Genomic DNA, 23,486 nt, shown 5'->3' with positions numbered 1-23,486 from the left:
AGGCCGGGCACTCACCGCATCCATGGGCAGGTTCCGAAACATCGAATCGGTTGGATGTAACTCGGCTCGGCGCAATTCCGCCGAGACCAGCGGATGCGCTGTAACGAAAACGGGCCCCCGAGCATTGCTCGGGGGCCCGTCAGCGCGGACGCTGGTGTAACAAAGGTCAGTACTTGACCCGTTCAGTTGACTGTCGACGGCGCCCGCACTTCGCTGAGTGCCCTGGCACCGACTGAACTTTCCGCAGCTACATCAGCCACAACAGGATCGGAGTCGTAGTAGTACTTGTACTCGTAAACGCCGCGACCGTTCAGCGGAGTCATCGTGATGACAGTGCCGAGAATCGTTGCACCTACGCTGTGGAGGTTGCCCACCGCCCTGCTCAACTGTTCCCTCTTCGTCGAACCATGACGAGCAATAACGAGAGCGCCGTCAGCCAGAGCAGACAGAACTGCAGCATCCGTAACCGGAAGCAGCGGCGAGGCGTCGATGATGACGTAGTCGAACCTTCGGCGCAGATCGGCAAAGACCGCATGAGCCGTGTCGGTCCCCAGCAATTCGCTCGGGTTCGGAGGAATCGGGCCCGAGGCAAGAACCGTCAGGTCCGCATTGCTCGTCACTTGAAGCACATCGTCCAGGTCTGCTTGCCCGGCCAGGACCGAACTCAGGCCGACACTTCCGATTAGTCCGAGGTACTTCGAAACACGCGGCTTGCGAAGGTCGCCTTCAACGAGACATACCTTCTTGCCCGCCTCGGCCAGCACGAGTGCAATGTTGACGGCGGTCGTAGTCTTGCCCTCCGAGGGAAGAGAACTCGTGACGACGATGACGCTCGGGGGGCGATCCACGGCCAAGAACTGCAGATTGGTTCGTAGTTCACGGTATGCCTCGGCACTGGCGGAGTTGCCCTCGTGGAAGTTGATCGCTTGATGAACTTCACGTTCCTTGTCGAACGGAATGGTTCCCACCATCGCAGCACCAACGATGTCTTCGACTGTCTTGCGTTCTTTGACAGTGTTGTCCAAGCGGTCACGCAACACGGCCAGACCGATCCCCAGCAGTAGACCGATCACTGCTCCGAGAGCGACGTTCCTCGTGGTTTTCGGAGATACCGGTTCTACCGGGGTTTGGGCTCGCTGCTCGACAACTACGCGCGCAGGCGCAGTGCCGCCGTTAACGGGCGTGCTCAGATCCTTGACCATGAAGACAAATTCGTCCGAGAGCGCATTGGCGATATCGCGGGCCAACTCTGGCGACGTATCTTGCACGCTCAGGTCGAGAAGTACCGTATCCGGTGCCGATGTGGCCGTCACCTTCGATGAAAGCTCCGCGGCAGAAAGGCCTCCGAGGCGATCTGGTCCCACTGAATCGATTGTTCGCTGGGCGAGCGTCTCCCCGGTGAGGAGTCTCGCGTACGAAGTGACCAACTGTTGCGAGAGCTGATTGCCTTGGAATGCCTCGTTCACAGTCGTTCCGGTCGAAGTAGACACGAACAGGCGAGTAGACGCCTTGTACACCGGCGTGGCAATCAACGAGGCACCTAATGCACCCAAGATCACGACCACAGTAACGACAGCGACTATCTTCCACCGTGCCTGCAAAGTCTTCAGGTAGTCCCGTACATCCATCGTCGAATCTCCTTCGGCTCGAATACGTATCGCGCATCCGAGCAGTAATCACCGGCCGTCGGTCGAGCCACTACCCCCGCTCTTGTCTGAACAGGACAGCCATCCGTATTGACGTTCTTCCACGTATCGCGGCAACAAGCTGGCGGAGTAAAGACACGACGATCCCATTGAACGGAAGACAATGCAGGGTGAGAACAACTCACTCCTCGCCCTCACCGGCCCGGTCTGTCAGGTCTTGAACTGCGGCTGATCCCGTGAATCCAAGGGAGCGAACACCACGAAGGGCCGAACTGAACCTTACTGTCTCATCACACTTTTCACCACTCCAACCACCGTATACACCCCGCGGCTTCGCATCTCGTCGCACCGATGATCAACGTAGGCCACTCATCACGCGCTGCGCTCGGGACCTAAGTCCGACAACGAATGTCAACGATGAATCCACAACACCCGAAGGGAACGTCCGAGACATGACGCTTATCTCATCCGATCAGTGCGTCGAATCGACAATCAGCGAGGGAATCGTCGACCACCGCGGTGCGGTGGGTTGCAAACGGTGCACTCGCCGGCAGTTGCCGTTCGACACCACACGAATGCCGATGCGTTACTGGATATCCGATCGGAATCTCCGGTGACGACTGGACAATCAACCAACAGACCTTGGTCCCGACTTTCCAAACAGAGTTGAGGTTCGAGCCGATTGAACTGAGCCCTAGGGTCGTCCGAGCCCTCGGTAGGTCCACCCGGCATCTCGCCAGATTGCCGGTTCGAGACAATTCCGCCCGTCGATGACAACCTTCTTTCGAACAATGTCGTCGAGATCCGATGGCAGCAACTTACGAAACTCCGCCCATTCCGTCAAGATCAGGACGACATCTGCACCCGCGCAGGCTTCCTCCGTGTTCGCCGAATAGGTCAACGTCGGAAATAACGATCGAGAATTTCCCATCGCCTTCGGGTCGTACACGCTGACAGCCGCACCTTGAAGTTGAATCTGGCCGGCGACATTCAAGGCCGGTGAGTCTCGAACATCGTCGGAGTCCGGCTTGAACGCAGCTCCCAGCACAGCTACTCGGGCTCCCAACAACGATCCACAAGCCTCGCGCGCCAACTCGACCATCCGTGTCCGACGACGCATGTTGATGTTGTCTACCTCGCGCAAGAATGTGAGAGCTTGATCTGCACCCAATTCGCCTGCACGCGCCATGAATGCGCGAATGTCCTTGGGTAGGCAACCGCCGCCGAAACCGATTCCGGCGTTGAGGAATTTTCGACCGATTCTCTCGTCGTGCCCGATTGCGTCCGCCAGTACCGTCACGTCGGCACCCGATGCTTCGCATACTTCCGAAATCGCATTGATGAACGAGATCTTGGTTGCCAGAAATGCATTGGCTGACGCTTTCACCAACTCCGACGTTGCAAGATCCGTGACGACAAAGGGCGTACCCTCGTCCAGGATCTTCCCGTAGACCTCGCGAGCGACGGATTCGGCACGCCCCGGGCGGTTGCGGTCCACGCCCAGTACCAATCGGTCCGGGTGCAGGGTGTCCTTGACTGCAAATCCTTCTCGGAGAAATTCCGGGTTCCAAGCCACCTCGACGTCCTGACCAGCCGGTGACAATTCTCGTGCTCGGACACCAAGCCTCTCCGCGGTGCCGACCGGTACGGTGGATTTTCCGAAAATCACGGCAGGCCGCGTCAGTAGCGGTGCGAGACTGTCGACGACAGAATCGACGAACCGCATGTCCGCCGCGAATTCCCCCTTCTTCTGAGGAGTACCCACACCGAGAAAGTGAATGTCGGCAAATTCTGCGGCCTCTTCGTACGACGATGTGAATCGGAGACGACCTGCCGCGATATTGCGCCGCAGCACCTCCTCGAGGCCTGGTTCGTAGAAGGGAACTTCTCCGGCTTCGAGCATGGCAAGCTTGCTCGGGTCGACGTCGACGCCAAGGACTTCGTGGCCCAACTCGGCCATGCACGCCGCATGGGTCGCCCCGAGATAACCGGTACCGAATACAGTCATCCGGCGCGAAATCGATTCAGTCGGGCGGAGCTCAGTCATTGAAAACCTTTCGGTCGAAGTTCATGTGGACGAGGTCGTCGGGGCATCCACTCCCGTGTGGCCGAGTACTCCGTTTTCGGAGGTCGTTGAACGGCACTGTCAACCGACCACCTTTCTGCACGTGTCCACCAGTGCATTCAAGTCCGAACGCACCGACTTGGAAGTCAGGGCAACAACTCCCACGAAGACGACACAGACCATTCCCGCAAGTGCGAGCGCTACGAAACTCGGAACCTGTTGAAAAAGGGTGAGAGAAAGTGAGGCGACGCCGAACATCGCACCGAAGAGCATCATCGGCCGCACAGCGCTTCGGACCAAGGGCCCTGTCCCGATTCCGATCCGTGGAATGGCGACAAACGAGTAGATCAGCCAGACTGCAACAAAGCCGACGCTGCTCCCGATCGCCGTGCCCAAGCTTCCGAAGATCGCACCGACACAGACTGCAACGATCATCAATCCGCGCCCCACAAGGCTGTACCGAAGGTGCACATCGACTCGGCCAGTGGAAAGGAACACCCAGTAATAGATGTATGACAAAGCTTGAAATGCACCACCTACAGCGAGGATCCGGAAGATCGGTGCCGCAGCATCCCAACCACTTCCGAGCACGAGATCCATCAACGGGTACGCCACGGCTGCCGCGTAGGCAAACGCACCGAGCATGACGTAACACAGTACGGTCTGAGCTCGGACCAGATATGCCATATAGACAGCAGGATCGGTAATTCGCGAAAGCACCGGCAACGCAACACGTGTCATCGGCGTGGCCAATTGCGCAATCGGTATCTTGAAGAGCTGATATGCCCGATCGTAAACACCGACTTCGGTGCTGCCGTGCAGTTTTCCGAGTGCAACGGAATCCGCGTTCGCACTCGAGTAGGTGACCAATTGCGTCAGCATGGTGTTGGTCCCGAACGACAGCAAGGACCGCATGTCTGCATTGCGTGTCGGGCGATTCGGAATCCAGCGCAGCAGCAACGCGGAACTGCCCAGGAGTACCGTCGAAACGATGATTTGCTGAGCAACGAGTGACCAAACTCCGTAGTGCAACAGGGCAAGCGGAATCGTTACGGCCAACGCGATCCCCTGCGCGGCAATTTCGGTCACCGTCAGTTTCACGAACTTCAAATTCCGGGTCAGATCCGCTCGCAACTGTACGGTGAGCCCGTTCAGCACGAAGATCACCGATACCGCCCTGACAATGTCGGAAAGCCCGTCGACGTCGTAGAACCGGTCGAACAATGGCGCTGCGGCGAAGACCAGGAGCGTCAGCAGCAATCCTATTGCCGTGTTGATCCAGAAGAGATTCGAACGCTGACTCTCCGATATCTCCGACGCTTGTACGGAGGCAAGGGAAAGCCCGAAATCGCCGATCACCGTTGCAGCTCCGACCACCGCCATGACCATCGCCATCTTGCCGAAGTCGTCCGGGCTCAGGACCCTCGCAAGTACGGCGATCGAGGTGAACTGAATGAGAAACTTGACCCATTGTCCCCCCAACGTGATTGCGGAGCCGCGTGCAGCGGTTGTACCCAATCCCACCGCGTGCGCCTACTTTCCGAAGAGATCGTGGGGAAACGCTTCGCGAAGCGGTCCGTCATTCCACGCCAGGCCCGGCGCGCCACCCATTGAAATAGCAGCTTTCACAGTTGGTGCGGTGGACAATTCGCGGCCGGTGCCGAGGTAGTAGTCCGCATACTTGAATTCCGCTTCCGAACCTGAGGGAATCAATCGCGCTGGAACGCCCAGCGCGTCGGCAACGATCACGGCGTGAAGCGAACTGCCGACGACGAGTCGACTGCTCGCAATAGTTCGGAGGCAAGTCTGCAAATCCTCGGTTGGGTCGAGAACCGACGGTGTGTCGAACCACCGCGGCAGGTCGTTCAGATTCGGAACGACTACGACGTCGCGCGAAGGGTTCTTCGTGAGTTCGACAAGATCAGGAAAGACGGAAGGAATGAGCAATCCCGGGTCGCCGTACGTAGGCGGAGTGTGAATTCCCCGCATTTCCAGGAACTCACGCGAAAGCGGTCCACGAACTGCCCGGACGTCGAGCGCATCGAAGCGATACTCGTCCGGAGTTATCTTGCCGTTGACCCCCGTTCCCCAGATGCAGTCTCCAGTTCTCGCCATGTGCATGATGGACCCGACCGCCAGCAGCCGCTGGTCGCGTTTGCTGCGCGCCCGTCTGGCACTCTGCTTCGACATCCATGCGACCACGACCGGACCTAGAAGGTCGCCGAAGTTGTTGATTCGTCGCCCGATTCGCAGCTTTCGCGAAATACCTGGGATCACGACTTGGTTCCTGGGATTCCAGTTGACAACCTCGACCTCAGACATTCGCGACCCTAGTCGAGGGAACATGAGGAATCGTCTCGTCGAGCACCGTGCGGACGGCAAGCGCCCACTCCCTCGTCGCGCGGATGTCATGATTGCGAGCGCTTTCTGCAACAACAGCGCGGTCCGCCTCGCTTGCGCGGACAGCACAATCAGCGAGCATCTTCGTGTCTCCGGTATCTGCGAGGCTGTCGGTGGAAAGAGTTTCCAGGAGAACGTCCGATGTGAAGGCGGCCACGGGCAATCCCACTGTGAGTGCCATCAAGATGGTTCCGGATGCAGTGACATCCCGGTATGGCGCCACCAACACGGATGAGGACTCCATGTATCGGCGTACGTCCACATCCGACATATGTGTAGACGGTTCGGCCAGAACATCGATGTTCTCGGATCGACGGAGAAGGTCGTTCTCCCCAGATGTCAGCCTTCCGATTGCACACTGCAGCCTGATGTTCAGATGCGCCAGATCCTCCGCCAGCTTCGGCAACACGTCGAATCCCTTGTCTGCGCGAGCACTTCCGAGATAGAGGGCTGCCGACGAACTATCTCGAGGAAGGCGCATCGCTCCTTCCGTGGACTCCGACCACGCAAGGTAGGCGGGGTGCGCGGCGACCAGGACGTTCGCATACTCTCCGACTCCCGCACGGAGCGAAGAGTCGTGAACCAACAAGCCGCTCGCGCCCGAACGAATGGAACGGATGATCGGGTGATCGTCCGCATCGTCCCGACTCTTGACGGGATTGTGCACTACTACGAGCGTCCGGCATCCCGAAAACTGAAGCCCACGAATGATTCGTCGTTCCAATTCGGAATTCATCCAACAGACCACAACGAGTGGCCGTCGAACGATTCCGTATACGACAAATGCCGCAAGCCCCGCCAGGTACTGCACCAGCACCCAGATGTTGCGAGAGCCTGCTGCAGGCGGAGGGAGCAGACCGACGGATCTGACCAGATCGTGAGTGATCCCCTGACCGCGCCGGCCGAAGCGAAGCACCGACTCATGCGTATCCGCAATCACTCGGGCGACTTCCACCCCGTAGGGATTGAAGGGATTGGGATCCCACACCACGATTTTCCGACTCACGACGCCACCCGCTGACGAAGTCGCTTCCCGAACTCGACCGCACCGTAGAGCGAGACGATCAGTGCCGCCGGATGAACACGGGCCTTCGAAAGCCCGGATGCTGCGTACACGATTCCCTGTCCGTCGCCGGCAGCCAGTGCAGATCTCAGTATTTGCGTGGCGATGAAGTCGCCCCTCGCCGTCTTCCCCAACGACGATGCGTGCTTGTCGTAGAACGGGACGCTTCGCCTCCAATTCCGCACAGTCGAAATTGAACTCTTGCTGGCCTGCTGGACGTGAACGAGAGGCTCGTCCACATACGACACCTTCTCGCCTACTTCTTCCTCGAGCCGAACCACCAGGTCCCAATCCTGATGCTTGGAAAGTGATTCGTCCCAGGCGACGTGCTGGGCGAGTCGACGAGTCAGCATGATCGAACTCGACTGCACGTATCCGTGCCCGTGCCGCAACCCAGGCCGCAAGACCAGGTAGTCGCCCATCGACGAGCCCGCACCGTACCGAGTGATCGGAAGAGTACGCACTGTGTTTCCTGAGTGGAAGTAGGTTGCGGTGTAGGAGAACTCGGTTGATTGTCGAGTCATACTGGCGATCTGCTTCTCGATCTTGGTTGCTTCCCACCAGTCGTCGTCGTCGAGAAACGCGACGAAGCGTCCGGAAGCCGCTGCGACTCCCATGTTTCTTCCCACTGCTGCACCTCGACCGCCCCCGGTGGTCAGCACGATGTCCGCACCGGTTGCAGTGCCACCCTCGTCCATGGCGGTATCCAGCACGACGATGATTTCGATATCGCGGTGCGTCTGGTTCCGAACACTCTCGATCGTGCGAACCAGTTCACTCCGCCCCAGCGACGGAATTACGACGGTGACCAGTTGGTCGTTTACTCCATCGGTCACAGAATTCCTCGTCTCTCGAACTGAAACTCGACAGTCACACGCATCAGCTTGAAAGGCTCCACCAGATACCTCGACGCAAGCCTCTTCGGGTCCGAAGCCAGCCTCCACAGCCATTCGATACCCAACTTGCCTGTCCACCGAGGAGCCAGGCGCTGCTGTCCGGACAGTTGATCTATGGCCCCGCCTACAGTTGCAAAAACGGCGGTGGGCAATGCATCCCAGTGATCGAGCAAGAACTCTTCTTGGATCGGCATACCCAATCCGATCAATACGAGATCTGGTCGAAATGTGCGCAGGGACTCGAAGCCTTCGGAAATCAGCGCTTCCTTGCCCGCGTATCCGCTCCACCCTCGAACTTCGCCATGCTCCGCCATTCTTGAAATCGCATCCACAGCAGATGAATTGGAACTCGGGCTGGCACCGATGACCGCGATACGAATCCCATCGTCGATGTCACCGACCAGCGGAATCCAGTCCGTCGAACCACAGCGTTGCGACACGCTCAGCGACGGTTGTTGTCTCCGAAATCTGCGAATTGCCAAGGCCGCCAGTATCGGCATCCCGTCGATCAGAGTCAGATCCGAACTGGAATAGAGACTGCGAAACTTTTCATTCGTGAGGTGGAGATACGTGCTGTGCAGATTATGGTTCAGCAAGACCTTCTTTTCACCCTGATTGTTCCTGATCCATTCGATGACATCATCGGGCGCACAGGGTTTCACGCGTATTCCCCACAGATCGATGGTATCCATTCAACTGACCCGCCCATAGTTGTTCTTGCCCGACATAGTCAAAGAATCCTGCGTACTCAGAACAACGGCGACGACCATCCAGAACATCATCGCCACCGACCCGCTACTGAAATGCGAATGAAAGGAAGAAATGACGAGAATCCCGACGAGTGCGATTCCGATTGTGCGAAAACTGGTGACGCCCGGTAGGTCCGAGGCCGTCCATACCTTACGGACGGCGTAGACGAGAAGTGCCACCTCCAGCACAGCCAACACAACACCACTGGCAACAGCCGTTCTCATCCACTCGGATTCAGGAGACGGCCATCGCAACGTCGAAGGTGCCGTCCCTGTGGAAATGCGGTTGTAGACATTCGCCCCGTGCCCGAACAGCGGACTGTCCAGGATGGCCGGGACGGTCTCGTTATTCCAGATCCCGACGCGGTATCTGATGGTCTCTGGAATCCAGGGAGGGAGACCATCTTTGGACGGGCTGCTCAGTTGCGAGGTCAGTCGATCGCCAACTTGCTCGTCGAACAGCAAATATGCCGCGCCCCCGATACTGACCAGAGAGAGAAGGCCGATGAATCGAATCTTGACCTGCACTGCCGTGTAGAGCATCGTCACGATCGCGACCAAGATCGGCGCAAACGTGAATGTCGACACTTGAGCGACGAAGAGGATGCCAACGCCGAGAACCAAAGGCTTGGGGATCAGCTGCGAACCCGATTTCTCTACAATCAGATAACAGCCGATGGCGATTGCGATGGCCAGGTATCCACCCAGCGCCGTCCAGTGGCCAAGGGTGCTCGTGGCGCGCAATGGCCATCCGAGATCAAGCCTGCCCTGCAATCCCGGTGCAATGGTGAATCTCACCAGAAGTTCGCTGACCTGACGGCCGCCGAGCATCTGGGAGATTCCCAGCACTGCAACCGGAATCGCTGCAATGAACACGCCCTGGAGCACACGGAGACCGTCGTTTGCGCTCGTCACGACCAGTCGGCACGCGAAGTACACAGCAAGCACACCGACCAGGTTCAGGATCGTCGACAGCGAAAAGGCGGCGTCCGAATAGGTTACGTCGAAATACTCGACCAACGCGATGGCCGTCACGTACAGCAGGAGGAATGCATCCAACGCCCGCAAGCGAAACCGAACCATGCTTCCCCGCGGCGATGCCAGGCATGCAATGACCAGAGCCAGCGCTGCGACTGGCAGTGATGCATTGACCGTCGAGGGCAGGCCAGGCAGAGAAACTCCGGTAAGAGCCGCGGCAGCACCGGCAACGATGCCTACCCAGGAGGCGCTCGACATCTTCCGGCTGTGATCGTTCGTCGATTCGCTCGGAGCGCGAAGCGCCGACGCGCCAGTCATTTCGTTGCGGGCATCGGTAAGCGGGAAACTAGTAGGCGCCGTCACTGGCCAATACCGCTTTCAACGTTTTGCCGACGATCAAGACATCACCCATGAGCGACCAGTTGTCGACGTACGAAAGATCCAGTCGTACAGTCTCTTCCCAAGAAAGGTCCGAGCGCCCACTGACCTGCCACAGCCCTGTGATCCCCGGCTTGACAAGAAGTCGGCGACTGACAGTTCCGTCGTAGGCCTCGACCTCGCGACGCAGCGGCGGCCTGGGGCCGACAACGCTCATCTCGCGCCGAAGAACATTGACGAACTGGGGCAGCTCGTCAATCGAGTAACGGCGCAAGAAGCGCCCGACCGGTGTAACGCGCGGGTCGTCGCGCATCTTGAAGAGCACACCCGCGCCGTCGTTCTGGGCCATCAACGATGCCACCTGCGAGTCTGCGTTCTGGACCATCGAACGGAACTTGAGCATCGGGAACGGTTTCCCGTCCAGCCCCATTCGTTCCGCTCGATACAACACCGGGCCCGGGCTCGAGAGCTTGACCGCCAGAGCAGCGGCCAGGAGAACAGGTGCAATTGCCGCCAGTATCAGTGACGCGAAGATCACGTCGAACGAGGATTTCGCAAAGCGTTGCGCACCATGATATTTCGGACGCTCGACGCGTATCAAAGGCTGACCGGCCACCGGCCGCATCGACAGGCGTGGCCCCGACACATCGACGATGCTGGGCGCAACGACGAGATCTACGTCCCGCGATTCCAGATCCCAGGCGAGCGCACGTATGCCATCCGAGCCGAGATGCTCCGTTGCCGTTACCGCAACGGTGTCTGCGCCGACCAGTTCCAACGCTTCGACTACCGATGTCTCACCGCCGAGGAGCGGTATGTCACGCCCGTCGACCGTGATGGACTCGTCCGCGTGCCGAAGGAACCCCGGCACACATACTCCGACCACGCGGAAACCGTCTGCGCTACCTCGCTCGAAATTTCGTGCGAGTTCAGCGCCGGCATCCTTGCTGCCCACCACCAGTACAGATGTGAGGCACTCACCGCGAGTACGCCGTCGCACGATCACCCCACGCCAGAGCCAACGGCTCAACAGCAGCGCGAGAAGGCCGACAGGAAACGCGAATGCGAGGTAGAGCCGGGCAATATCGAGACGGAGCAAAAGGCTTACGATCGCAATGACGCCGAACAATCTCATCGCGGACACCAGGATTCGTCGATACTCCTCGGGACCGCTTCCGATCACACTCGCAGATCTCGTCCTGAATATCTGCAACGTCGCCAGCCACGCGACCACCACACCGATGGACAAACCGGTGTAGCTGAACTGCCCGAGCTCACGAGCGTCGACGGCGGTCGGCGCGGCGCCGAATCGAAGCCACTGAGCGGCCGAAACCGCACCAACGACAATCAGCGAATCCGTCACTGTCAGAGCACGTATGTATCGATGCTGCCACGCAGCACGCGAGGAAAACTCCGCACGGGAGTCCGGCACGATGCGCGGACGCCGATACCCGAGCGACGGCGCCATGGACATGTCCAATGCCGACATCTGACCAACCTTCCCGTTTGCGAGCCGCCAGGCCCCGACCGTTCTTCGGAATTTCCGGTTTGCGCCCGAAAGCTTCAGGCACAACTAAAAGATGGAGAAGAGCAAATGTTCCGCTTAGGTGTCGGCAACGTTGCAACTCGATAATCTGGAGGCATTGCACGTGCCGCGTGAGTACTATGAGAACATCTCGAAGGCCGGAGTTCAATTCGAATAATGTTGCAGGTCAAGACTCTAACCGGCAATTCTTCTTCCCAGCAGACACCCGAAGAATGTTGGACGATCGTTCACGTTCGATCGCCGTAAAGCCACGGTGCCATTTGCGATGCAGTTACCAGTTGGTAGCTATAATTCAGCTATTCAGCAAATGCACGGAAACCTCCAGGGCTTAGGTCCCGACGACCGCAATAGCTCACAAAGCGGACATTGCCTCTCACTGCTGACCACAGTTCTTTCGCATGGGTAACTGGACCCGCATCCACGCAACCGAGAACCGTCCCTGCACGTTGGGGACCTATGTCCCCGTAGGTCGAATCCGCGGAACTTGATTGAACTTTCTGCAATCCGAAAGTGAATTACCCTTCGATACGGAGTAATTCGGCAGACCGAAAATCTCGTCATGCCATCCGGCCGGCCAAGGCCCGCACTGGGAAGCGAAAAAAAGATTTCAAACTTCCCACTATGTGAGATGCGAGCACGTGAGGCGTCCGGCCGGACTGCTCAGAGACCGGCGCCTCGACGTGGCGAGGGCGATATGTCTTGATCAAGTAATGTCTGCATGTGGCGCCGGACCGACGGCGATGGTCGGCAGTCCCTAGCGGTGCGCAGCCTCGAATCGCACGCAGATGTCGGGTAGCAAGCGAATGGAACTGGAAATGTTGAAGATTCGTGAGATCCGCTCCGAGTCCGGGATCATTCCTCGACTCGCAGTGCGGTGGTTGATGATCGCGCTCGCCACGATCTTTGCATTCTGGCCCACCTGGACCAAGCTTTGGCAGAGCACGGCCAGCGGAACTGCCATCGGCTACGTCTTCGCTCTACCGCTCTTGTGTTTGGTTGCCTCCGTCGGAACAGACTTGAGGCGCGGCCCGGAGCTTCCTATTCACGATCGCGAGACCGACAAGATAGTCGGCTGCATCGGCCTCTTCGTCGCATTGGGACTCCAAGCGCTCCTGCTGCCGCGTTTTGCCGAGACCTACGAATTGATGCATATCGACGTGATCGCGGCGTGGGTATTCGTCTGGAGCGCAGCGGTTCTGATGTTCGGCCTCCGTCCGGTCAATCGGTATTGGGCAATCTGGGTGGTCCCGGTCATCTTGGCGCCGCTACATTACCGCGCCATCGCGACCGAAATGGGCGGGACCCGTTTCGACTACAGCGTCCTCATGGTGCTGGTCGCGTCTGCCGCGACCACGATCGCCGTCAGTAGAACGTGGAGGCGAGGGGCGATCGCCTTTGTCGCCGCAACGGTGCTCGGTGTGGTGGTTCTCTACGTCACGATTCAGAAGTATCCCACTGCTCCGCTTTTCGCCGTGCAGTTGTTTCCGGCGCTCGGAACCGCAATCGTCGTCGGTGGCGCCTTCTATCTGTACGAACGCCGGGGAAAGTCGCTCAAACCGTTCGATCGACCACTCCGAAAGCCTTCGACAGCCACGAGCAACTGGACCATCCTTGCGGTGTTTGCCGCCGCAGTGCTGATGTTCTTCACACCGCTGCCACCGACAAGTTTGACCGTCAACGTCGGTCCGCCTCCGGCTACGGCCGATCCTCGACTGGTCGTTCCACTGGGCTGGCATCAGATTGCAGCATCCGAATACGACTGGCCCCGTCGGTACTTCGGCAGCACCTCCGAACTGAGCCGTCAGACAATTCGGGCCGACACTCCGAATCCCGCTTGGGACGCGCAGATGCGGCCTCGCACGGTACAGCTTGACGTCGTCCAGGTCCGGCGGCCCTCCACGCTCGCCGTGTACCCCAGCAAGACCACCTACGACCTGGAGAACGCGAGAGTCAGCCCGACGGTCACGGTGGAGTTGCCGCACGGGATCGTCGCCGAGATGTACACGATCGTCGACGACGCTCTCCTTCTCACATGGAGCAATCTCAATTTCGTCTGGACGCGGGGCGACGGAGCCGCGCAGCGAGTCAGCCTGATCAGCGTCGACAATCACGATCCCGACGCCTACTTCCCCGAACCGAAGCCGTCGATGGCGTCCAACGGTAGCAATACTCTCGCCGTTCTACTGCGTGGTGAAACCTCGACCGAAGACACCGAATCCGAGTACAAGGACCTGGACATGCTCGAAGCACTCGCTCGACTACTCGTGGAGGCTCAGACGTGGTGAACGAAAACCGAAGCCAGTCCAACAGTGTTGTGGTCAGCGGCGACCCGGATACAGCGGAGTACCGCGAGGCCGCCCTGCACGATGCAGTGAACGGTCTACGCGAGCGCCATCCGATCTCGTCCGCCTCCGTGGCCTTCTATCCGTGGCAGCGAAATACGTTGTTGGCAGGCTTCGCACTAGTCGTCGTCAGCCTCGTGTTCTTCCTCGTCCCAACTCTCATCGCGCTGACACTGATCTGCACCATTGGATACATATGGGCGATGGTCGACCGTCTGATCTTGTTCACGAGGGGTCTCGATGCGTCCTCGATCATGACGATCAGTGACGAAGAGGCACTGGCTCTTTCATACGACGACCTTCCCACGTACACCATTCTGGTCCCCGCATACAACGAGCCTGAAGTCGTCGGCGACCTCATCGCAGCCATGCGAGCGATCGATTATCCGGAAGACAAGATGCAAGTCCTTCTCCTATTGGAGGAAGATGACGCCGTCACTATCGAAGCCGCTCTTGCCGCCGGCGTGGACGAGGTCGTCAGCATTCTGAAGGTGCCCGCGGCCGATCCACGAACCAAACCGAAAGCATGCAACTACGGTCTGCATTTCTCGACGGGCGAGATCGTCACGATCTACGACGCCGAGGATTCCCCCGACCCACTCCAATTACGGCGAGTAGTTGCAACTTTCGCGAAACTTCCGGAGAACACTGCTTGTGTTCAGGCCAAACTTGCATTCCACAACGGAACTCAGAACCTGTTGACCGCGTGGTTCACCGCCGATTACGCGCTGTGGTTCAACTTCATCCTCCCTGGATTGATGCGGAGCAATTCACCGATTCCTCTCGGCGGTACCTCGAATCACCTACGACGTAGCGTCCTCGACGAGATCGGTGCGTGGGATCCCTTCAATGTCACGGAGGATGCGGACCTCGGGGTACGGATTGCCGAGAGCGGCTACCGCACCGCGGTGTTGAATTCCACCACGCTCGAAGAAGCCAACAGTGACACGATCAACTGGATCAGACAGCGCTCGCGTTGGTACAAGGGCTATTTGCAGACGTGGCTCGTCCATATGCGCCAACCCGTGAAATTATGGCGAGGATTGGGCCCAATCGGATTTCTCCGCTTCACGATTCTGATGGCCGGCACACCTTTGGTCGCCACTTTGAACATGGTGTTCTGGCTCATCAGTCTGGACTGGATTCTCGGACAACCTGAAGTGATCCACCAGGTCTTCCCCAACTACGTCTATTTCCCCGCGTTGATCTCTCTGGCATTCGGTAACGCCGCTGTTCTCTACATGAACCTCGTGGCGTGCCGAGAAACGCGAAACGCGATGCTCCTCCTCGCCTGCCTGACTGCTCCGTTGTACTGGGTGCTGATGAGCATCGCGGCGATCAAGGGGACCTACCAATTGATTCGCAACCCGTCCTACTGGGAAAAAACCTTCCACGGTCTGAACACGTGACAACGCAATCCTTCACGTTCTACACAGGTGTGAGTTATGTCTACTGGTCCGCCTCACCCACAATTTCACCCGATTTCGGGTTTCAACGGAAAACACACAGCTAGATGGTCGCGGTAAACACACAATCCAGTCACAAAACTTAACTACCGGTACGCGAGAACCGCGGTGATTGGTTGCCGAATGATCACAGATCGGCCGTCGAGCGCCTTAAGTGCCGAGACGGCACTGGCTTACCGCGCAGCACTCAGGCACTATGACCGGTATGAGCGGTTTTTCGGAATGGGTGAAGCATCAACTGGAACTTCGCCAAGAAACAGACGTAGCCGATGCTGCGCGTGCGCTGGGAATACGCCCCTCCGAGCTCGGTCGGTGGCTGTCCGCGAAACGCCCTCCCACGCAGGACACGATCAGAACTGCTTGCCGCGTCTTCGACGTCCACGTACAGGAAATTCTTGTCGCGGCGGGCTACATGACACCCGACGAGTCGGGTCTGGACGACAAGCCGATTTCACTGTCGTCACTCAGCACCCGAGATCTCCTCGATGAACTGGCGAGACGCTCCGCGTCGCATAGCCTCGCAAGTCAGTAGGTCAGCTGCGGATCCGGCTGATCCAGTCGTTCCTTGAGCCAGACTCTCAATTCCGGTCCGTACTCGGTGCGACTGAGCGCATGGTCGAGAGAGGCCCGCAAAAATCCGCCCGGGTTTCCCAGATCGTGACGCGTTCCGTGATGGACGACGACATGAACCGGATGCCCCTCTGCAATCAGCAGCGCTATCGCATCCGTCAGTTGCAGCTCGCCACCCTGCCCTGGCGAGATTCGTCTGAGCGCGTCGAACACGGCGCGATCGAGAAGGTAGCGTCCGGCCGCAGCGAGAGTGGATGGAGCATCCGCTGGTGCGGGCTTCTCGACCATGCCGACGACGGCAAGCACATCGGGATCACCGCCCTCCACAGGCGCTTGGACGTCGAATACCCCGTAAGCACCAACACGATCCGGCGCGACGTCGAACGCGCACAACACGGAACCGCCTCGCTCGGCACGCACCTTCGCCATCGCGTCGAGAACACCGCAGGGGTGGACCAGATCGTCCGGAAGCAGCACCGCGAACGAGTCCTCGTCCGCATCCAGCACCGATTCGACAAGACCGACAGCGTGTCCCAATCCCAGCGGAGACTCCTGCACAACCGGCTCCACCGAGATCAGGCCTGGAGCCCGACGCACACGCTCGAGTAGATGATGCTTCCCGCTGGCGGCGAGCTTGCCCTCGAGCACCAGATCCTCGACGAAATGCCCGACGACCGATGCCTTGCCCGGCGCAGTGACGATCACCAGACGTTCCGCGCCTGCTTGCGCCGCTTCGCTTGCGACCAGCTCGATCCCGGGTGTATCGACCACGGGGAGCAGCTCTTTCGGAACCGTCTTGGTGGCCGGGAGGAAGCGAGTCCCCATCCCGGCAGCCGGCACCACAGCAGTCTTGAAAGCCCGTTCAGCGCACCCAGTCATCGTTCACCTCTCCGCTCACGCGATGTTTTACACAATTACCGTTACGCGCATGCAGCGATCGTCCCCTCATTCCGACGACCGAAGCTCACACCGCATGTACAGCCTGCGCACAAGGTCTACCGGGCGACCGATGCCGTCGCAAGTTGACCCGAACTCGGAATTCGTTGCGCGCGAGAGCTACACAGCACCCCTCGATGTCACTTCCACGAAGGGCACACGGCACTCCGCGCACTGCCCGTTACCGCAGCGAACGGTTGAGATCCTTTTTCGACGTTGACCACGGCGGGACGTAGTAACTGGCCAAAGAGACAGGTACGACACAACTTCCGAACTCAGCGCCTCAACCGGACCGTCCCCAGCCGACCCGGACGTAGGTCCTGGAGGCGTCGCATCGATGGTCCCGAGCGACTCCACAAGCCTTCAAGTTCGGTTATCCGCAGGTGAATGCCACTGAATACCATTGGATGCAAACGAAATAGGGTCATCACGTCACAACGCCAGGTTCAGGTTGTTATCAGATCGTGACCATACTCCCACTGGGCGGAACTCCTAGTGGACTACCAGCAGTGTCCTAACTTGCCAGTGAAGCGATCACGTCGAAGAGTGGATCATCGGGCCCGATGTCCATTGTGCACTCGTTCGGCCGCGGATCCGGTACGAAGGCCCACAGGAGAGCTCCGGCCGTGCCGGCTGCCTTCTGCCCCGTCAGCTTCGTCTCGATATTCGTGGCTCGGGTCGCCAGTGATTCACAACTGCCCGCCAATTCGCCTGTCTCAGCGACCAACAACGGCTTCGAGACGTTCGTGGCCTGTTCGATGCGACGCGCCAGTCCGTTCCACTGGTCGCCCGGAAGCGGAACCCCGTCTGCTCCGTAGTCGTGATACTGCAGAATGTCGACGAAGTCGGACTCGCTCACGTATTGGTAGTCGTCACCAGCAGTGCCGCACTGACCGCCCCCGACGTATCCGGCCGTGATCAGGGTGTTCGGATCGATCGCCCGAAGTTCGGCGCCTGCCGTGTCGAAGAACTCCCGCAACACCTGCGCGGAATCAGACGGGCACGTTCTTGTCCACCAATTGCAGGCGGCGTCGGTACACAGGCTCGGTTCCGGCTCCCCCACCAATTCCCACGCCGCGACGGAAGGCTCGTTCTTCCAACGGTCGACGGCGGTGTGCATCCAGTCCTGAAAGCTCATGGTGGCTCGACCTGGGATCAGGTTCGCAACCTTCCAGTCGTCGGTGTACCAGTCCCTGGATTTGAACAGCCCGTCATCACACCCGCTGTCCTGTGGTGAGAGCACCGGAATCGTGAACTGGTTGTGTCGCGCCGCAGCGTCGAACACCGCGTCCATCGGTCCAAAATCCATCTCCCCGGACACCTTGTTCACCGCGAGCGCTTGGAAGGCGTTGAAACGCGTGACGGAATTCGGTGGCAGAGAACCGAAGTAGGCATCGAGATCGACCATCGCGCCACAGCCGAAGTTCACCGACCAATCAGTGGCCAGTTGATAAGCATTGAGCCCGGTAGGCCACCACGGCTGTCCGTCGAGTGTCATTCCGCTCGACGACGCTCCGACCCGAACCGTCTTGGGCGAATCGGCAACCACCGGCGTCGTGAACATTCCTGTCACGACCGCGACGGTTGCAAAGCTGACTACAGCGGCAGCGATACGGCGACGCACTGTGCCACGCACACGCGGACGCGCTTCTTCAGAAGACATCTACAACCATCCACGTCATACGGACAATCCTCCCACACGAATTCCCTCATCGACCCGTTTGACGTTCACCGGTCACGCGATACAAACGCCAGGCCGAAGGGTCCATGCCGCCGTCGTTGGGCACCTCGAGCACCAGTGCTCCCACACCGCCGGCACCAGTGTCGTACATCGTCGGATAACGCCGATTGACCGCGTCCGACACACCGCGACCGGTGTTCGGAACCGACAGGATGTACTCGACGTGATGTTCGGCCGGGTTGTTCAGTACGCGCACGAAGTCCGCATCGGAAGGCACGACGAATTGCCGAGGGTTGTTCGACGACGCCACGACGGCATAGCTCTGCACGGTGTCGAGCAGAACCGACCCCTCCGGCAAAGCCAAGTCGTCCAGGTACCTGGCGATGCGACGCTCGGCCGCAAACGTGCGTAGATTCGTCTGCTCCTCCAGGTTCTGGCGGCCCGGAATGATCGCGCTGGCAATGGAATGCTCGAGCACTGCGATCCGCGCACTACCCATCGCGACAAACGTGACCAGCGTCGAACCGACCAGCAAGCACAGGGAGATCACAAGAGGTAGAGACGGTCCCGCCTGCTCGGGGTACGTCGACACCGAGCGCGACGCAGCAGCCCCTGGTCGACGCGTGATGACCGGCGCTCCGCGAGGAGCGATCAGGACGACCAATACGAAACACAGCGGAATGATCGAAATGTAGAAGCGCAGAAGAGGAAACGTCGATCCCATCAGGTAGAGCAACGTCTGCGCTCCGAGGATGGCGCCGAACAGCACAAGAGGCACCACCACTTCGGTGTCGCGCCGCTGAAGTGCGTAGATGACTGCCAGAACCACGAACACCGGGAGCGCCGGCCCGAGTACGGCCATTTCGGTAATCGAGAACGCAAGGCGGGCAACCGGTGAGTCGGTTCCGGCACCAGCCTGTTCCAGGATGGAACTGTTCCCGTACACCGACGAGAACTGTTGGAACGCTTGACCCGTGATGAGCCAACTGGCAAACGACCACAACGCGAAGGCCAGGAATCCCGGCATCAGCACGACGGCACCGTCGAGCGCTGCTGCCCAGAGCCGCAAGCCAGGTCCCGCGCCCTCGCCCCGCTCCTCCGCTGTCGGTTGAAAACGAAGCCAACTCACCACGGTCACCAGCACCACCGCGACAAACAGGGGTGCCAATGCGTCGTATCGAGTGAGGTACGCCAGAGCGAACGCGAGGCCCGCACCGATGAGGTCGTGTACGTCGTCGCTGCGCATCCACCGAATCAGTCGACGTGTCGCCCACAGAACGAAGAAGAGGAACGGAGCTTCGCTCATTCCGCTCGCCGCGTACATGACGATCATCGGATTGACAGCGAACAGCACGGTAAGGACGACGGTGACCCATCGCGGACACCCACGGTCGCGGCTGATCCCGCGTATCTGAATCACAGCGCCAGCCATGAAGGCCGCGGACATCACGACCGCAGTGATGTTCCACCGCAGCAGATCCGGCCACCAATGACCCATCAGGCCCATCGGAATCTGGACTGCCGCCGTCAACGGGGTGAATACGAATCCGATCGCCGCGAAGTGCGGATCACGGCTGAGCAGCATCGCCGACACCGCGGCGACACGACTGAGCGAATCGGTGAAGATGAACCCGATACCCGCGTTCATCCATACGCCCAACGCGGTGTAGATCGCGAAGAGCACGACGAACATCCGCCATGGCTTCCGGCCCGGTAGGTCGTGGACCGCGACGGACTGGGCCGGGCGATCGGTGACGGTCACTGTCCGCGACGCCGAGCCACGAGCACACCACCGACGGCAACAGCGATCAGAACCACGGTCCCGAATCCGATCCAGCCGATCGTGACCGCGCTCAGTCCGGTCTCTCCTTCGGCCGAGGTCGCAGTGCCCAACGGGGCGACGTCGACTCCGACGTCGAACGGCTCACCTCCGCGAGGTGCGACCAGTAGATCGCCGGTCAGTTCTGCGAACCGGTCTTTCCCACCTTCCAACCAGTTGAGCAGACCGTCGGCATTGGCCGCATCACCCTCAGACGTCAGCGCCACTACTTCGTTGTGCGAACCCGAAACCACCTGCAAGGCACCGTATTGTCCACCGAATTCCAGACCCTGCAAGCGCAGGAGTCCTTGATCTGCCGTGTCCATGGGTAGAGCCACCGGAGTGGGCAGCGTCCCGTCCGCTGCGATCAACAACGCCGGCAGCGAACTGGTCGCCGCGTCGCCGAACGGGAGCACGCGCGGTTGCAGCGGCAGATAGCTCAACCGCTGCATCGCGACAACGAGGCGCTGGGCTCGAACGAGATCTGCGAAATCACCGTGACTCAAACCGACATCGAGTGTGGGCAGCATCGACTGAGGCAATGACTGGAATCCTCCAGGCGTCGGCGGGAATCCGGTAGTGGACGTGATGGTGCTGGCCGGATCGACAGTGAGCGAAGAAGGGCTACTGGTGCCGCACTGGAAGTCGCCGGTCACATCCATCGAGACCTCGAACGTCAAGTCGCGACGCAGGAGTTCGTTCGGAACATCGACGCCGATGTCGAAGCGCCCTGTCTCGTTAACCGTCTGCGAGGCGAGTCGTCTATCCCCGAGTGAGATCGACAGTTCTCCGTTACGCGAATTCGGTAGCGGGACATAGGAACCAATCATTCGAACCGAGACATCCTTCATCGGGCGCCCCAGTTGCGACTGACTGAACGGGACGTCGACCTCGATGTGATTGAGACCGGAAGTCGTCAGCGTTCCGAGCTTGAGCTCACCGACGGTGATGGCGTCCTGGGAAATCTGGGCAACCGTGTTGTCCGGTGACGCCAGCGCTCTGCTCGCCGCCCAGTAGCCGTCGAAGTTCGCCGCCAAGAGACTGACCTGAGGAACGAGAGTCTTGTCATCCCCTGAAATCCGCAGCACGGGTGAACCATTCGGCGCCGTCGCGAGATCGATGCCGGCGTCCCCACTGTTACCGAGCACTACAGCTCTCTCGAACAGTCCCGGCTCAGCGGAGGGCAGACTCTGACCGTTCGGCAGCTGCTCCACCACCACGGCGTCAGGCTGACTTCCGTACTTGTTGACAATCGCTGCACTCAGTTGCAAAGCCGCACTCTGCTGCGCCCCTGACGAACCATCCGTGACGTAGATGGTTGCCTTCCTCAAAATCGGCGGGAAGAAGGTTGCAACAGTTGTGGGCTGCCGCTCTGCACCGTCGTAGGCGACAAAGGCATCCCGGAGCGCGAGGGGCTGGTATCTCGTTCGGTCGTAGCAGCGGTCGTCGACGGGAACGAGGTGAGCGATCATCGACACGGTGACGCTACGGTCGACCACTTCGAGACCTTGCAAGGGAACCGAAATCGGTAACCCGGTCCCGGCCTGCCCGGCGTCGAAGTCGACGCGGCTCACCAATCTGCCGTCCGAAGTCACTTCGAGCCAGCCCCTACTGAAGTCGGTCGGGGCGGTCAGGATTCCGGTCACGGCTGTTGCGGTGAGTCCGTCCGGCACCGGCACGGTCACCAACACTGGTGCGTCATCGGAAGAGAACACGATGTCCGTTCCTCGGCCGAGTTCGGTGAAGGAGATCGGAGTTGTGGCTGCGGCAACCACCGAAGTATCTGCGTCGTCCTCGAAATCCTGGGCCGAGGCGACACTGCCGAGAGGAAGCAACAAAGTCACCGCGACAGCCACCGGCATTGCCAGCGCGCGCGTCAGCCAGGTTCGAGAGTGGCCCATCAGCGTGTCTCCTCGACATTTCTTGTTTCCGCGCAATCACCAAACACAAATCACGAGTAGCAATCTCGCCAGTTCGCGACGGTCGCAGGTCCGATCGCACCGTTACGGACAAACGAACCATAACGACCAATTTGTGCGTTTGGCTAATTATCCCGACCGGCGAGACTTTTGTTACGGCGCGTCACATGATTAGCAATCGCTGCCGCTGGGAAGCCGAAAGAAACCGTCCGCAAGCCCGTCAACACGCCTGAACGTCCGTCCAGTCTGGGCGCTTCGGGGGGCGGAGAATTCTCAGATAAGGAAGCTGTGACGCTCAATTCGATCATCCCCGCCGGCAAGAGCGCGATCGGAAAGCTGGTCGGCGCACCGTTCCACTTCGCATCATCGCTGCGCATGGCCAGGGTTTTTCACCCGCACGGGATCGAACTGAAGGGAACATTGAAGCCGGCCACCCCGTGGTGGCCGGTAACGGAGTCGTCGACGATTACCGTCACCGCTCGAATGTCGAAAGCACTCGGAATTCCGGGAGACCTACCCGACATACTTGGCCTGGCGCTTCGGTTGCACGATGTCGCCGCAGATGAAAACCCGTGGGACATTCTTCTCGCAACATCAGGACTTTCTACCTTCTCGAAAATGTTTCCAGCTCCGGCTTTCTCGTGGAACGGCGCGAGATACAGCACACTGGTTCCTTACTCACGCGCGGGCGGGGCCGCGGCGTGGCTGATCGTGACACCGCGCGGCGTCCACCCGGCCGGCACTTCTTTGTCTGCATTAAAAGCTGCGGTCGATCATTCCCCGCTGCACTTCTCCGTGTACCTCGCGAGAATTCAACTTCAGTTGATACCGATCGGACATCTCTGTCTCGACGAAGTCGAGGACCACCCGGATTGCCTCCAGCCGTCCTTCGATCCGATCCTGAACAGGCCGGCACACATGCGCATGCTTCCGGAGTGGCTCGCGGAAACGCGGAAGCTAGCGTATCGCGGTAGCCGCGACGGCCGAGGAGACACACAAAAGCGCGGTTGACCGGACATGCCGGTCAACCGC

17 protein-coding genes are annotated in these 23,486 nt (G+C 59.5%); 4 read left to right on the top strand and 13 right to left on the bottom strand.

Features of this window, described 5'->3' with window-relative positions:
* Positions 1-182: 182 nt before the first annotated feature.
* From AC3WQS_RS25955 to AC3WQS_RS25915, 9 genes are all read right to left on the bottom strand, one after another.
* Entirely contained in the window at positions 183-1,628 is a 1,446-nt protein-coding gene (locus AC3WQS_RS25955; protein ID WP_020906572.1) for a tyrosine-protein kinase domain-containing protein, read from the bottom strand.
* A 712-nt stretch (positions 1,629-2,340) separates the two neighbouring features.
* Entirely contained in the window at positions 2,341-3,693 is a 1,353-nt protein-coding gene (locus tag AC3WQS_RS25950; protein WP_020906571.1) for a UDP-glucose dehydrogenase family protein, read from the bottom strand.
* Positions 3,694-3,792: 99 nt separating this feature from the next.
* Positions 3,793-5,235 carry a lipopolysaccharide biosynthesis protein gene (locus AC3WQS_RS25945; protein WP_492713175.1) on the bottom strand — a complete coding sequence of 481 codons (1,443 nt, stop codon included), beginning with the start codon at positions 5,233-5,235 and terminating at the stop codon, positions 3,793-3,795.
* A 9-nt stretch (positions 5,236-5,244) separates the two neighbouring features.
* Positions 5,245-5,988, bottom strand: coding sequence for a polysaccharide pyruvyl transferase family protein (locus AC3WQS_RS25940; protein WP_047890205.1), 744 nt, complete (start codon positions 5,986-5,988; stop codon positions 5,245-5,247).
* A gap of 37 nt (positions 5,989-6,025) precedes the next feature.
* A complete protein-coding gene (locus AC3WQS_RS25935) occupies positions 6,026-7,117 on the bottom strand; it encodes a glycosyltransferase (protein WP_492713174.1) in 1,092 nt (363 codons plus the stop codon).
* A complete protein-coding gene (locus AC3WQS_RS25930) occupies positions 7,114-8,010 on the bottom strand; it encodes a glycosyltransferase family 2 protein (RefSeq protein ID WP_020906567.1) in 897 nt (298 codons plus the stop codon). The genes AC3WQS_RS25935 and AC3WQS_RS25930 overlap by 4 nt, the downstream gene beginning before the upstream one ends.
* Positions 8,007-8,762, bottom strand: coding sequence for a WecB/TagA/CpsF family glycosyltransferase (locus tag AC3WQS_RS25925; RefSeq protein ID WP_020906566.1), 756 nt, complete (start codon positions 8,760-8,762; stop codon positions 8,007-8,009). The genes AC3WQS_RS25930 and AC3WQS_RS25925 overlap by 4 nt, the downstream gene beginning before the upstream one ends.
* Complete coding sequence (locus tag AC3WQS_RS25920) at positions 8,763-10,055, bottom strand: O-antigen ligase family protein (protein WP_134771744.1); 1,293 nt, start codon at positions 10,053-10,055, stop codon at positions 8,763-8,765.
* Between the two features lie 88 nt (positions 10,056-10,143).
* Positions 10,144-11,664 (bottom strand): sugar transferase, encoded by a 1,521-nt coding sequence (locus AC3WQS_RS25915; RefSeq protein ID WP_205907564.1) that lies wholly within the window; start codon positions 11,662-11,664, stop codon positions 10,144-10,146.
* 872 nt (positions 11,665-12,536) lie between these two features.
* On the opposite strand from AC3WQS_RS25915, the gene AC3WQS_RS25910 reads away from it, so the two are divergent.
* From AC3WQS_RS25910 to AC3WQS_RS25900, 3 genes are all read left to right on the top strand, one after another.
* Entirely contained in the window at positions 12,537-14,006 is a 1,470-nt protein-coding gene (locus AC3WQS_RS25910; RefSeq protein ID WP_264614013.1) for a hypothetical protein, read from the top strand.
* Positions 14,000-15,472, top strand: a complete 1,473-nt coding sequence (locus AC3WQS_RS25905; RefSeq protein WP_019747442.1) for a glycosyltransferase — start codon at positions 14,000-14,002, stop codon at positions 15,470-15,472. The genes AC3WQS_RS25910 and AC3WQS_RS25905 overlap by 7 nt, the downstream gene beginning before the upstream one ends.
* A 262-nt stretch (positions 15,473-15,734) precedes the next feature.
* Positions 15,735-16,061: a helix-turn-helix domain-containing protein gene (locus AC3WQS_RS25900; RefSeq protein WP_223258030.1), complete on the top strand. Its 327-nt coding sequence runs from the start codon at positions 15,735-15,737 to the stop codon at positions 16,059-16,061.
* Here the strand turns inward: AC3WQS_RS25900 and AC3WQS_RS25895 are convergent.
* The 4 genes from AC3WQS_RS25895 to AC3WQS_RS25880 all read right to left on the bottom strand — a co-directional run bounded on the left by AC3WQS_RS25895 (position 16,055) and on the right by AC3WQS_RS25880 (position 22,436).
* A complete protein-coding gene (locus AC3WQS_RS25895; RefSeq protein WP_019747444.1) occupies positions 16,055-16,978 on the bottom strand; it encodes a UTP--glucose-1-phosphate uridylyltransferase in 924 nt (307 codons plus the stop codon). The genes AC3WQS_RS25900 and AC3WQS_RS25895 overlap by 7 nt on opposite strands.
* A gap of 571 nt (positions 16,979-17,549) precedes the next feature.
* Positions 17,550-18,698 carry a beta-mannosidase gene (locus AC3WQS_RS25890; RefSeq protein WP_051636456.1) on the bottom strand — a complete coding sequence of 383 codons (1,149 nt, stop codon included), beginning with the start codon at positions 18,696-18,698 and terminating at the stop codon, positions 17,550-17,552.
* Between the two features lie 46 nt (positions 18,699-18,744).
* Positions 18,745-20,478, bottom strand: a complete 1,734-nt coding sequence (locus tag AC3WQS_RS25885; RefSeq protein WP_492713173.1) for an ABC transporter — start codon at positions 20,476-20,478, stop codon at positions 18,745-18,747.
* Positions 20,475-22,436 (bottom strand): hypothetical protein, encoded by a 1,962-nt coding sequence (locus AC3WQS_RS25880; RefSeq protein WP_492713172.1) that lies wholly within the window; start codon positions 22,434-22,436, stop codon positions 20,475-20,477. The genes AC3WQS_RS25885 and AC3WQS_RS25880 overlap by 4 nt, the downstream gene beginning before the upstream one ends.
* 306 nt (positions 22,437-22,742) lie before the next feature.
* On the opposite strand from AC3WQS_RS25880, the gene AC3WQS_RS25875 reads away from it, so the two are divergent.
* Complete coding sequence (locus AC3WQS_RS25875; protein ID WP_029254693.1) at positions 22,743-23,465, top strand: hypothetical protein; 723 nt, start codon at positions 22,743-22,745, stop codon at positions 23,463-23,465.
* The last annotated feature ends 21 nt before the right edge of the window (positions 23,466-23,486 follow it).

This window comes from Rhodococcus sp. FW305-130, assembly GCF_058788335.1.
Note: the sequence above shows the minus strand (reverse complement) of the source record. Positions and strands in the feature narration are given on the sequence as shown.